The organism is Bacillus sp. I-2 (assembly GCF_001974945.1).
Classification (GTDB): domain Bacteria; phylum Bacillota; class Bacilli; order Bacillales; family Bacillaceae; genus Bacillus; species Bacillus safensis.
On the sequence record NZ_LZRW01000044.1, the window covers coordinates 53441 to 65015 of the forward strand.

The 11575-nt window shown below is 40.9% G+C and carries 14 protein-coding genes and 1 riboswitch; of the genes, 9 read left to right on the top strand and 5 right to left on the bottom strand.

All coding sequences use genetic code 11. The features are described 5' to 3' along the window. Positions 1–8: 8 nt before the first annotated feature. A riboswitch (SAM riboswitch) is annotated at positions 9–127 on the bottom strand. 81 nt (positions 128–208) lie between these two features. Next, a complete protein-coding gene (locus BAE31_RS15070) occupies positions 209–700 on the bottom strand; it encodes a YajQ family cyclic di-GMP-binding protein (RefSeq protein WP_012009527.1) in 492 nt (163 codons plus the stop codon). Between the two features lie 225 nt (positions 701–925). Here BAE31_RS15070 and BAE31_RS15075 point away from each other — a divergent pair, with 225 nt between their 5' ends. The 3 genes from BAE31_RS15075 to BAE31_RS15085 all read left to right on the top strand — a co-directional run bounded on the left by BAE31_RS15075 (position 926) and on the right by BAE31_RS15085 (position 4544). After that, a complete protein-coding gene (locus tag BAE31_RS15075; RefSeq protein ID WP_025093387.1) occupies positions 926–1774 on the top strand; it encodes a CvfB family protein in 849 nt (282 codons plus the stop codon). Positions 1775–1920: 146 nt separating this feature from the next. Continuing rightward, positions 1921–2898 (top strand): BMP family lipoprotein, encoded by a 978-nt coding sequence (locus BAE31_RS15080; RefSeq protein WP_041110190.1) that lies wholly within the window; start codon positions 1921–1923, stop codon positions 2896–2898. Then, positions 2895–4544 (top strand): methyl-accepting chemotaxis protein, encoded by a 1650-nt coding sequence (locus BAE31_RS15085; RefSeq protein ID WP_076840841.1) that lies wholly within the window; start codon positions 2895–2897, stop codon positions 4542–4544. Before BAE31_RS15080 ends, BAE31_RS15085 begins: the two co-directional genes overlap by 4 nt. Before the next feature lie 47 nt (positions 4545–4591). On the opposite strand, the gene BAE31_RS15090 is transcribed toward BAE31_RS15085, so the two are convergent. Beyond that, positions 4592–5443: a DegV family protein gene (locus BAE31_RS15090; protein WP_024425073.1), complete on the bottom strand. Its 852-nt coding sequence runs from the start codon at positions 5441–5443 to the stop codon at positions 4592–4594. A 140-nt stretch (positions 5444–5583) separates the two neighbouring features. Between BAE31_RS15090 and BAE31_RS15095 the strand changes: the two genes are divergently transcribed. Together BAE31_RS15095 and BAE31_RS15100 are read left to right on the top strand one after the other, a co-directional pair. Further along, positions 5584–6426 carry a YitT family protein gene (locus BAE31_RS15095; protein WP_076840842.1) on the top strand — a complete coding sequence of 281 codons (843 nt, stop codon included), beginning with the start codon at positions 5584–5586 and terminating at the stop codon, positions 6424–6426. Positions 6427–6439: 13 nt separating this feature from the next. After that, a complete protein-coding gene (locus tag BAE31_RS15100; RefSeq protein WP_041110090.1) occupies positions 6440–6895 on the top strand; it encodes a BsuPI-related putative proteinase inhibitor in 456 nt (151 codons plus the stop codon). Between the two features lie 49 nt (positions 6896–6944). Here BAE31_RS15100 and BAE31_RS15105 read toward each other — a convergent pair whose 3' ends face one another. From BAE31_RS15105 to BAE31_RS15115, 3 genes are all read right to left on the bottom strand, one after another. Further along, positions 6945–7136, bottom strand: a complete 192-nt coding sequence (locus tag BAE31_RS15105; RefSeq protein ID WP_024425070.1) for a DUF3813 domain-containing protein — start codon at positions 7134–7136, stop codon at positions 6945–6947. Beyond that, positions 7133–7282, bottom strand: a complete 150-nt coding sequence (locus tag BAE31_RS15110; protein WP_024425069.1) for a hypothetical protein — start codon at positions 7280–7282, stop codon at positions 7133–7135. Before BAE31_RS15110 ends, BAE31_RS15105 begins: the two co-directional genes overlap by 4 nt. A gap of 88 nt (positions 7283–7370) precedes the next feature. Beyond that, positions 7371–8183 (bottom strand): Cof-type HAD-IIB family hydrolase, encoded by an 813-nt coding sequence (locus BAE31_RS15115; protein WP_076840843.1) that lies wholly within the window; start codon positions 8181–8183, stop codon positions 7371–7373. A 138-nt stretch (positions 8184–8321) separates the two neighbouring features. Between BAE31_RS15115 and BAE31_RS15120 the strand changes: the two genes are divergently transcribed. From BAE31_RS15120 to BAE31_RS15135, 4 genes are all read left to right on the top strand, one after another. Further along, positions 8322–9107, top strand: coding sequence for an alpha/beta fold hydrolase (locus BAE31_RS15120; protein ID WP_076840844.1), 786 nt, complete (start codon positions 8322–8324; stop codon positions 9105–9107). 46 nt (positions 9108–9153) lie between these two features. Continuing rightward, a complete protein-coding gene (locus BAE31_RS15125; RefSeq protein WP_024425066.1) occupies positions 9154–9462 on the top strand; it encodes a metal-sulfur cluster assembly factor in 309 nt (102 codons plus the stop codon). Between the two features lie 122 nt (positions 9463–9584). Beyond that, positions 9585–11030 (top strand): FAD-binding oxidoreductase, encoded by a 1446-nt coding sequence (locus tag BAE31_RS15130; RefSeq protein ID WP_076840845.1) that lies wholly within the window; start codon positions 9585–9587, stop codon positions 11028–11030. Beyond that, positions 11027–11575, top strand: a complete 549-nt coding sequence (locus BAE31_RS15135; protein WP_076840846.1) for an MFS transporter — start codon at positions 11027–11029, stop codon at positions 11573–11575. The genes BAE31_RS15130 and BAE31_RS15135 overlap by 4 nt, the downstream gene beginning before the upstream one ends.

Sequence of the window (11575 nt, forward strand, 5' to 3'; positions counted from 1 at the left end):
AATTCTTCTCCTTATCTTCCAAGCAGTTGCTTGCTGGATTTAGCACCTTGGTCATAGAAAATAGATTTCTACTACACCGGTTGCTGAGGCTTCACAGGGCCAGTCCCTCTGCCTCTCTTGATAAGAAAGCAATATGAACATGTCAATGAATTGAACTTCCATCAACTGTAACGAAAAATGCAGAAATAATCAATGGAAAATTTGAAATTTATCGAAAATTTATAAATTGGACATCAATCGGCAAATCAGCCTTGCGCATAAGAGAAATTACCTCTTGTAAATCATCTTTATTTTTCCCTGTCACACGCACTTGGTCATCCTGAAATTGTGATTTCACTTTGATACCAGACTGCTTGATAAGCGCGTTGATCTTTTTGGCGTTGTCTTGATCAATCCCGCTGATCAGCTTCGCACGCTGGCGTACTGTACCGCCAAGGGCATGCTCGGTTTTTCCGTAATCGATGTTTTTAGTTGGAACATTTCGTTTGATCAGCTTTGTCACAAGCACATCTTTTAGCTGCTCAAGTTTGAAGTCATCATCAGAGATGAGAACGAGCTCTTCTTTTTCGAGAGAAATATCACTTTTACTTCCTTTAAAATCATAACGGTTTTTAATTTCTTTCAGCGCTGCTTGAACAGCGTTTTGCACTTCAGGCAGTTCAACCTTCGATACAATGTCAAATGAGCTTTCTTTTGCCATCACACATGACCTCCAAGTTTAGATATTGCGTCTATTTTATCATGCAAATAGCAGAAGAAGAAAACTTTATCAAAGAGTAAAGGCGCCAGCCGTATAAATCGTGTCCAGTTTGTCCACTTTAGCTAACAGAACTAGAGATGTTCATGCAGGAAGAAGTATAGTAGAATAGAGTGAATCAAAAGATGAACGAACGCTCTTTTATGGGCAGATAGGAAGGAAGAGAACATGAGACCAGGTGAGCAACTGACCTTGCAAATAGAGAACGAAATGGAATACGGCTACTTTTTGACAGACGGTGAAGATTCGGTCCTCTTACATCGCAGTGAAATGACAGAAGATATTGGTGACCGAGATGAAGTAGAGGTCTACTTATATGTAGATCATGAAGAAAGACTCGCTGCCACGATGAAAATACCTACAATTAACGCACATACATACGGCTGGGTAGAAGTCGTGGACGTGGTAGAAGACATGGGCGCATTTGTCGATGTTGGGCTGTCAAAGGATGCACTTGTTGCAACAGAACACCTCCCGCCTTTTGAGGAAGCATGGCCGAAAAAAGGAGACAAACTCTACTGTATGCTGAAAGTCACAAGCTACGGCAGAATGTTCGCAAAACCAGCCACAGAAGACGTAATCAGTGAATTGTTCACAGAGGCACCAGAAACCTTAATGAACAAAGAAATCACTGGAACAATTTATCGTTTAATTGCGACAGGTTCTTTTATGCTGACAGATACAGGCGTGCGAGGGTTTATTCACCGCACGGAACGAAAGGAAGAGCCAAGATTAGGATCGACCGTTACAGGACGCGTCATTGCAGTGAAAGAGGATGGAACCGTGAACGTTTCTCTGCTTCCTAGAAAACAGGATGCATTATCTGTCGATGCAGAAGAAATTTTAACCTATATGAGAACAAGAAACGGCGCTATGCCTTATGGAGACAAAAGTGATCCAGAGGATATCCGCGAAAGATTTCAAATGAGCAAAGCAGCCTTTAAACGAGCACTAGGTCATCTCATGAAAAATGATTTAGTTTACCAAAAAGAAGGATGGACATACGAGAAAAAGTGAGCATTTGCTCACTTTTTTATTTTTGTCTTAAATAATGGATTTTTTCTATGAAAAAAGTCATGAAAAACCTTCACTATATCATTGAAACAACGCCTCTCAAATCCGATAAAAAAGGAGTAAGGATGATAAAAGGAGTGTGTTTTTGGATGAAAGTGAAGATTTCATTACTTCTGATGGCAGCCATGCTTATGGTGCTCGCCGCATGCGGTAATCAACAGGAGGGGGCGCCAAAATCAACTGCGAAGCATATTGGCGTTATGCTCACAGATGATGGTCTTGGTGATCAATCATTTAACGATTCATCATTTAAAGGATTAGAAAAAGCACGTGATGAGCTTGGCATTGAATTTGATTATAGAGAAATTGCAGAAACTGATACATATGAAAAAGGGCTGACAGAACTCGTAAAAGATGGAAATGATCTTGTCATTGGTGTAGGTTTCAGTATGCAAGAAGACCTAGAAAAAGTTGCGAAGAAATATCCGAAGAAGCAGTTCCTTCTGATCGATGCTGTATCTGAGCTGAAAAATGTGACCTCTGTGACATTTAAAGAAGAGCAAGGCAGCTATTTAGCAGGTGCACTTGCTGCGATGACAACGAAAAGCGATGTCATTGGATTTGTTGGCGGTGTTGACGCAGATGTCATCCATCGTTTTGAAAAAGGATTTCAAAAAGGCGCCAAATCAGTCAATCCGAAAATCAAGATTTTATCTACCTATGCCGGTACGTTTAGTGATGCAGGCAAGGGGAGTAAAATAGCCAAAGACATGATCAAAAAGAAAGCAGACGTTTTATATGCGGCAGCCGGTTATACAGGTGTCGGTGTATTAAAAGAAGCACAGTCACAGGGGAAATATGCCATTGGTGTAGACAGCGATCAGTACTATACTGCTGAAAAAGCGGTCATTTCGTCTATGGTGAAAAAAGTCGATGAAGTGGTCTATCAATTCAGCGAACAGCTCGTCAAGAACAATCAAATGAAAAGCGGGCATGTTGTCTATGACTTAAGCAATGATGGAATCGATATGGCAAAAATCCGGATCCTGAAAAATGCTGAGACACTGACCAAAAAATTAAATGGTCTGAAGCAGACGCTTCTAAAAGAAGAGGGGGGCGCATCATGAGCTTACGCGTCAAAATTTTACTCAACTCACTTATCTCACTTCTTTTAGCAGTTGGCGTTATCGCCTTTATCATTGTCAGCATGACAAAGATCCAATCATCAAATGAGACAGATGTCCAAACCTTATTAAATGTACAAAAAACGAAGGCAAGCTTTGAAAGTGTCGAGCAAGCCATGACCAATTATTCGATGACACTCTCAGATGAACAGCTAGAGATCGTTCAAAACGATATTTCTACAGCAAAAAAACAGCTGCAAACGTTAAAAAAACATGCAGGAAATATGAACAAAGAGGCATTAACAAGGTTAAATTCAAAATATGACACGTGGACCAAGGAAGCAAACAATGCCATTGGTGAAAAAAACGCATCGGATGCAAGACGTGTGGCAGCAAGAATTGATGGCGTTTTAAACGATGTGCATACGATGAATAAAAGAGCAGAAGAAGCGTATAAACAAAATCTAGAGGCTGCAGCAGACAATGTCCAATGGATTATCACAAGTGCACTCGTCTCAGCCCTCACACTGATTGTCATTGCCGTCTTTTTAAATATTGGATTAACGCGATCCATCGTGACACCCATCAAATCACTATCCTACAGAGCAAAGCAGATCGCAGAAGGCAATCTTGCTGTGGAGCGGATGGATATTCAGCGCAAGGATGAAATCGGCGGCTTGAATGAATCCTTTAATCAAATGACAGATCAGCTGATTAGTCTGATTAAAGAAATCAGCAATGTCTCAAGCCGAGTAGAGACATTCTCGATCCACCTGAATGATGAAAACAAAAAGATGATGGAGTCTGCGAATCAAGTATCTGTTTCGACAGATGAAATGGCCAATGGGTCACAAGCGATTTCAGAAGATCTCCAGCACGGCGTCAGCTTGATTGAGAAAATGGACCAGCATGGACGTAAAAATTCCGAACGCTCGCAAACGGTCATCCGCAGTACAGAGGATGCCATCGAAGCCGTAGAAAGCGGAAAGCACACGTTAACAGAAACAAAAACAGCGATTGAAAAAAATACACATGCCACGAGACAAATCGAAGAATCAGCAGGAGAATTCACGCAATACGCCAGCGGAATCTCGGCCATGGCCAAAACGGTTTCTGACATTGCGGACCAAACAAACCTGCTTTCCTTAAACGCAGCCATTGAAGCGGCAAGAGCAGGCGAGGCTGGAAAAGGCTTTGCCGTTGTAGCAGATGAAATTCGCAAGCTTGCTGATGAATCATCTAATGCAACAAGACAAATCTTTGACATGGTCAGTCATATTGAAAGAGGCATTCAATCCATTAGTCAAACTGTTCAAGAAGGGGTCAAGCTTTCACTTCAGCAGCAGGATGCGATGGACAAAACCTCACACTCCTTTGAAGATATAGAAACAAAAGCGCAGCATATTAAACAAGAAATGGCGGTCTTAAATGACCAAATTATGCAATCAACAGAACTTGGCGGACAAGTACTGCACTCGATTGAAAATATTAGTGCAGTGGTAGAAGAAACAGCAGCTGGCAGCGAAGAAATTTCTGCCTCAGCCAATGAACAGCTGCAATCGTTCCATCAAATGAACAAACAGGTCGAAGAATTGATGAGTATGACGGCGAGGTTAAATGAAACCGTCCAGCGATTTAAACTTTCATAAGAAAAGCACCCTTCCCGTGTTGTGTCAGGGAAGGGTGCTTTTTATGATCATTTGCCTGTAAAAAAGATCGCAAGCGTGCTAGGTCCTGAATGGGACCCAACAGCGGCGCCGATGATCTGAATATCAATTTCCTTTGGATGAAATTCGGCTTCGATCAGCTGTTTCATGTCTTCCGCCAGTGCAGGATCATCACCATGACTAATACCAACCGTTTGGTTCGACCAATCCGTTCCGCGTTCTTTCATTAGTTCAATAATGCGTTTCAGCAGCTTTTTACGTCCGCGGATTTTTTCAAGCGGGATGAGTTTTCCATCTTCGACATGTAAAATGGGCTTAATGCTTAACAAACCGCCAACAAATGCGGACGCTTTACTGATTCTTCCGCCCCTTGCTAAATACGATAAATCGTCTACAGTAAAAATATGTTGTAAAGATTCACAAAAATGCTTTACAGACGTTTCAATTTCTTGTATTGTATTTCCGTCAATGGCAAGTGATTGAGCGTGTTTGACAGCAAGCCCATAGCCGAGTGAAGCGCATTTAGAATCAATGATTCGTAAATCAAAATCAGGGTATTCTTCCTTCACTTCGTTTGCCATCATCACAGCTGTCTGGTATGTGCCTGAAAGCTCTGATGAAAAAGCGACATAGATGGCAGATGTATGGGTTTGAGCGGCAGAAACAAAGGTTTCCTTGATCCGGTTTGGTGAAGCCTGTGACGTTTTTGGACTGGCTCCTTGTCTCATCGCATCAAATACTTGTTTTGGTTCAATGGTGATCAAATCCTCAAATTCCTGCTCGCCAAGCAATACGCGGAGCGGAATGAGCGTTATGTTATGTTCATCATAATAGGAAAGAGGCAGATCAGCAGCACTGTCTGCTATGATATGAACAGTCATATAAATCCCTTCTTTCTAAAAAAATAAGCTATAATTTCCATCTTTTTAGCCTAACTATATCATAGAAATCATCTTTTCGTGTTCAAATTCTAAATTTTAGGGAAAACCATAGAGAGAATGGTAAGTGGAGGAATGACAACATGTTCATTGGAGAAGCAAAAAAACTCATTGTCGTCGTTATTGGTGCATTACTCAATGCGATTGGGCTGAATTTATTCTTAATCCCAGCTGACGTATATGCGAGCGGTTTTACAGGGGTAGCCCAGCTGTTATCCAGCTTAATCGATCAATATGCGCCATTTTATGTATCAACAGGGATTCTATTATTTATTTTAAACATTCCAGTCGGCATTTTAGGCTGGATGAAAGTTGGCCGTTCCTTTACTTTGTACAGCATCATCAGTGTTGCACTGACGACCATTTTCCTTGGCATTTTACCAGAAACGAGTGTTTCCCACGATATTTTGTTAAATGCTGTGTTTGGCGGTGTCATATCCGCAGTAGGGATTGGGATCACGCTCAAATACGGGGCATCGACAGGCGGACTCGACATTGTTGCTATGGTTTTAGCGAAGTGGAAGGATAAACCAGTTGGCACGTATTTCTTCATTTTAAATGGAATCATCATTTTTACAGCAGGATTATTACAAGGTTGGGAGAAAGCATTATATACCCTTGTCACATTATATGTGACCACAAGGGTCATTGATGCCATCCATACAAGACATGAGAAGCTGACCGCGATGATTGTCACGAAGAAAGCAGATGAAATCAAAGAAGCCATTTATGGAAAAATGGTCAGAGGCATTACGACTGTACCTGCAAAAGGCGCATTTACCAACGAGCAAAAGGAAATGATGGTGATCGTCATTACAAGGTATGAGCTGTATGAACTTGAACAAATTATTAATGAAGTCGATCCAAAAGCCTTTACAAATATTGTGCAGACAACCAATATTCTTGGATTTTTCAGACGAGATTAAAGGTGGGTAGCAGATGAAAAAAGGGTTAGTGCTTCTTCTCATTCTATTGGTTTTAGCCGCTTGTGGACAACAAAAAAAGGATGAACCAGACAAGGAGGTATCCGGTCAAATGGGAGAAAAAACGGTTGAGCTCACAGTAGACCCCGTCCAGAAAGGTTCTTCAGTTCAATTTAACATGTCACTGAAAAATGAATCAGATCGAGATATTGAATTTACCTTTAACACAAGTCAAAAATTCGAACTTAGTGTGTTTGACGAAAACGGGGATGAACAATACCGCTATTCGAAAGACCGTATGTTCACACAGGCCATCCAAACTTTTGTGCTGAAAAAAGGCGAGGCCTATGACTTTCAAGATACGTGGTCAAACGGTGTAAAGCCGGGAACATACGAAGCGGTCGTAACGTTTAAAGGAAAAGCAGAAGGGCTGAAACAAATCACGGAAAAGAAAACATTCCAAGTCAAATAAGCGAGGGATCAGAAAAAGCTGTCCACATTAGGTGAACAGCTTTTTTATGTTAGAGATCATCGAGCAAGTCTTGGAAAGTATGCAGCTGGTTTCTTTCTGCATCTGTCGAATTGGCAAATGCAGAGGATACAGCATTTTTCGCTCGTTTGACTGCCTGCTGACGCTCTAACCCAGATGAAAATGAAGAAGTAAGAGCTTCTTCAGTAAATGATTTGGCTTGATCAAAAAGTTCGTTTCTCACAATGAACCTCCAGAAGCATCAGTCTTCATATTTCCTCTGTCTGACGCTTCTTCAAGTGTCGAACGATAAGGAAAACGTGCGTCATGAAGACTGACTGAATCTTTACCTTGTTGTATAAAGCGTTTCGATTTGCTTCTTTTACCCATTCGGAATCCGCCCCTTTACACAAGCTGACAGGACAACCTGTCTAACGGTAGTATGCCCGCTTCCATCTGCTATGTATGAATGGAAAAATTAAAGCGAGAAGTAATTCGTTAGAAACTTTGCAATCCCATCTTCTTCATTTGTATCAGTGACTTCATTTGAGACTCGTTTCACGGCATCAATTCCGTTGCCCATTGCTACACCGCATCCAGCAAATTCAAGCATTTCTAAATCATTGTCTTCATCTCCGAATGCCACAATCCGCTCCTTAGGAACACCGTAATAATCACTGATCTTTTGCAGTCCAACGGCTTTGTTCATGCCTGTTTTAATGATTTCAATCACGTGCCACGGGGCAGCCCAGCGCCTGTGATCAATCACTTCTGCATGAACATCTGATAAATAGCTTCGAATGGCCCCGACGTCCTCTTCTTTTGCATGAATTAACACGCTCGTCACATTCTCTCCAAGGTTGTCCCTAAGGTCTCCAACAGTGACTTTGTTTGCATTCATATTAAAGATATCAATGAGTTTTTCATCATGATAATGGAAATACAAATCGTCTAACACTTCAGCTAACACATTGTGCACTTTATACTCTTCACTAATGTCTACAAGCTGTTTGACTACTTGAAGATCAAGTGACGTATGAAATCTGCCCCATTTTTCATCAAGAGGATGATGGACAAACGCTCCGTTAAAATTCACAATGGGTGAATCAAGCTGTAATTGCTGATAATAAGGAGAGCTGGAACGAAATGGCCGGCCTGTTGATATACAGACGTGATGACCGCTGTCTCTCACTTTTCGAATGACGTCAAGTGTATGCGCAGAAATGGTTTTATCATCTTTTAATAATGTGCCATCCAGGTCAAGTGCGATTAGATAAGGTTTAGTCTCCATAAAATCTCCTTTGATCTGTAAGTAATAGGAGGCAATTTCATGTTAGCGCCTCTTTCTATAGTGTATCTTTATCACATCTTTGTTGTCTACATGTTAAAATAAACAAAGACGGGAATGATAAAGGAGGATTCATAGGCTGTGATCACCATTGATGAGCAAATTGAGCGCGATATTCCATTTTTACATATCGTAAAAGCTGAAAATAAAGACAAACCGCTGCCGCTTGTATTTTTTATTCATGGATTTACAAGTGCACGTGAGCATAATTTACACTTCGCCTTCCATTTGGCGGAAAAAGGCATGAGAGTCATTTTGCCTGACTGTGCTTATCATGGTGTAAGGTCAGAAAACCTCAGCTTAGAGGAACTGGCATCAAAGTTCTGGGAAATTGTCCTGAACGAAATTCGTGAAATCGATATACTCAAAACATACTTTCAAGAAAAACAATTGATTGAAGCCGATCTGATAGGCGTTGCGGGTACATCCATGGGCGGCATCACCACCTTTGGTGCACTTGCCAAGCATGATTGGATCAAAGCCGCTGTCAGCTTGATGGGAAGTCCAAACTATACGACGTTTCTAAAAGCACAAATCATGGACATGCGTCACAAAGGGTTGATGAAAGACATTACAGACGAAGAGGTTCATCTGCAATTAGACGCCCTGCGCCCATATGATTTAACGCTGCAAACGGATCGATTAAACAAAAGACCGCTCTTATTCTGGCATGCAGAAAATGATCCTGTCGTCCCTTACCGGCACGCAAAATCCCTATATGATGAGTTAGCGGCCACACAATATAAGCAGGATCCGCATCTGATTCGCTTTATTACTGATGGACAAGCAGGCCATAAAGTCTCAAGACAAGCGATGTTTGAAACGATTGACTGGTTTGTGACACATCTGAAAAGCACAAACGTTTAGTCATAAGAGAAAGTACGTTATACTAATGGAAAAAGGAGTGGATATCATGGATGAAGCATTGAAAGAAAATATTTTAGGCGCCCTAGAACAGGTGATTGACCCTGAGCTGAATGTCGACATCGTCAACCTTGGACTTGTCTATGATGTCGATCTTGATGAGAATGGAAAAGCGGATATCACCATGACCTTAACATCAATGGGGTGTCCTCTTGCACCAATTATCGTGGATGAAGTCAAAAAAGCATTAAGTGATCTTCCAGAAGTAAAAGAAACAGAAGTTCACATCGTATGGAATCCGCCTTGGACACGAGACAAAATGTCAAGATACGCAAAAATTGCGCTCGGTATTCAATAAGCAAAAATGAAAAATGCCTGGTATGAGTTGAACTCATGCCAGGTTTTTTTATGAAAAATTAAGGTGGAGGAAGAGAGTAGCTTGATATAATGGTTGTAATTTTATAGAACGGAGTACCTATCATGAAACAAAAATGGCTATGGATCGTTCTTTTGATCGTATATGCTGCTGCATTTCTTATATCAATCACTATACGAGAAGGCCAAGTACACAAAAAACAGGATCTTGAGGCTTTTACTGATGTCAGTCATCTCATGCCTGTCAAAATTAAAAAAGTTGTTCAAGGAAAAGAGATAGACACGTTAAAAGAAGTATTGAAAGAAGCAAAAGCAAAAAAACTGCCGATTTCAATTGCCGGCAAACAGCACAGCATGGGCGGCCACACTTATTATGAAAACGGCATCGTGCTCGATATGACGGAATACCGCCAGATTTTAGCGTTTGATCCAAAAAAGAAAACGATTCGAGTTCAAAGCGGTGCTACATGGGATGATATACAAAAATATGTGAATCCATATGGGCTTGCTGTGAAGGTGATGCAATCGCAGAATATCTTTACAATTGGCGGATCTTTAAGTGCAAATGCACATGGACGTGACATTCGCTACGGATCACTCATTGACACAGTTCGTTCATTCCGGCTGTTAAAAGCAGACGGAGAGATTATCACGGTGAAACCAGGCGATGATTTATTTACTGCTGTCATTGGGGGATACGGGTTGTTTGGTGTCATTTTAGATGCTGAGCTTTCTTTAACAAAAGATGAACTATATAAAATGGAGACAACCTCTCTGGGTTACGATGAGTATACGGAATATTTTCAAAAGCATGTCAACCACAATAAAGAAGTACGCATGCATCTTGCCAGAATCTCCACAGCAAAAACAAACTTTTTGAAAGAGATGTATGTGACGAATTATTCTCTCACTTCAGATCAAGAAATTGAATCATATCAAGAGCTGAAAGAAGATCAACTCGTCATGCCATTAAAATTTATGCTCGGCCTTTCAAGAAGATTTGATATGGGGAAAGATCTGCTCTGGAATTTGCAAAAGAAGTATTTCCTAAGTCAAAATGATCAGCTGATCACAAGAAACAATGTGATGCGGTCTGATTCAGCCTTTTTAGAATATGAAAATGAGTCAGACACGGATGTGCTGCAGGAATATTTCGTCCCAGTTGACCGTTTTCGTGCGTACATCGATGACATGAGAGCCTTTTTACAACAGGAAGATTTGAATCTAATGAATATCACAATACGCTATGTACAAAAAAATGAAAAAGCGGATCTCTCGTATGCGAAACAAGATATGTTTGCCCTTGTGCTTTTAGTGAATTACGGGTTCGAAAAAGAAGAGAAGGCCGAAGCAGAGCGGATCATTCGAAAAATGACAGATATCACGCTTCGTCACGATGGAAGCTATTACTTACCGTACATGCCCTATCAAACGAAGGCGCAAATGAAGCGGGCGTACCCTAAAACCGATGTATTCTTCCAAAAGAAAAAACAAGCAGATCCAGATGGTACGTTTACCAACTACTTTTATGAGAGGTACAATACACAATGAATGCAAAAGCAATGAAATGGTTCGTCTACTCACAAAGTCTGCTGTTTTTCGCCAGCAGTTTGATATTTCCCTTTTACATTCTTTTTATTAAAAATGTTGGATCAAGCTATTCACAATTTGGACTCGCCTATGGTCTGTTTGGTTTAAGCGGTGCGTTTATTCATTTACTATTAGGGAAACTGCCAGAAACCACCGACAAGCGGATCTTTTTAATCATTCATTCGTTCGGTATGGCGTTTCTTTTACTGCTTTTTCCGCATATAACAGAAGTGGGGCAAGTGTATATCATTCAGCTTGCACTTGGTGCACTTGGCGGCTTTCAAAAACACGGGGAGAAACTGCTTGTTACTGATCTGACAACAGAGAACAAACGAATGAAAGAAGTCGGTCACTATCATTTTTGGACAGCTCTATTTTCATCCATTGCCATTATGCTTGGCGGCCTGTTTGCTGATTTCTTTAACGTTTACTTCATTTTTTATGCAAGCTCCATATTATATTTATGCAGTGCACTCATGGTCCTCTATATCAAAAACGAAAGATAA

Bases quoted from the DNA above. Each gene is read 5' to 3' on its own strand.
- BAE31_RS15070 (WP_012009527.1), bottom strand. From the start codon at position 700: ATGGCAAAAGAAAGCTCATTTGACATTGTATCGAAGGTTGAACTGCCT.
- BAE31_RS15075 (WP_025093387.1), top strand. From the start codon at position 926: ATGAGACCAGGTGAGCAACTGACCTTGCAAATAGAGAACGAAATGGAA.
- BAE31_RS15080 (WP_041110190.1), top strand. From the start codon at position 1,921: ATGAAAGTGAAGATTTCATTACTTCTGATGGCAGCCATGCTTATGGTG.
- BAE31_RS15085 (WP_076840841.1), top strand. From the start codon at position 2,895: ATGAGCTTACGCGTCAAAATTTTACTCAACTCACTTATCTCACTTCTT.
- BAE31_RS15090 (WP_024425073.1), bottom strand. From the start codon at position 5,443: ATGACTGTTCATATCATAGCAGACAGTGCTGCTGATCTGCCTCTTTCC.
- BAE31_RS15095 (WP_076840842.1), top strand. From the start codon at position 5,584: ATGTTCATTGGAGAAGCAAAAAAACTCATTGTCGTCGTTATTGGTGCA.
- BAE31_RS15100 (WP_041110090.1), top strand. From the start codon at position 6,440: ATGAAAAAAGGGTTAGTGCTTCTTCTCATTCTATTGGTTTTAGCCGCT.
- BAE31_RS15110 (WP_024425069.1), bottom strand. From the start codon at position 7,282: ATGGGTAAAAGAAGCAAATCGAAACGCTTTATACAACAAGGTAAAGAT.
- BAE31_RS15115 (WP_076840843.1), bottom strand. From the start codon at position 8,183: ATGGAGACTAAACCTTATCTAATCGCACTTGACCTGGATGGCACATTA.
- BAE31_RS15125 (WP_024425066.1), top strand. From the start codon at position 9,154: ATGGATGAAGCATTGAAAGAAAATATTTTAGGCGCCCTAGAACAGGTG.
- BAE31_RS15130 (WP_076840845.1), top strand. From the start codon at position 9,585: ATGAAACAAAAATGGCTATGGATCGTTCTTTTGATCGTATATGCTGCT.
- BAE31_RS15135 (WP_076840846.1), top strand. From the start codon at position 11,027: ATGAATGCAAAAGCAATGAAATGGTTCGTCTACTCACAAAGTCTGCTG.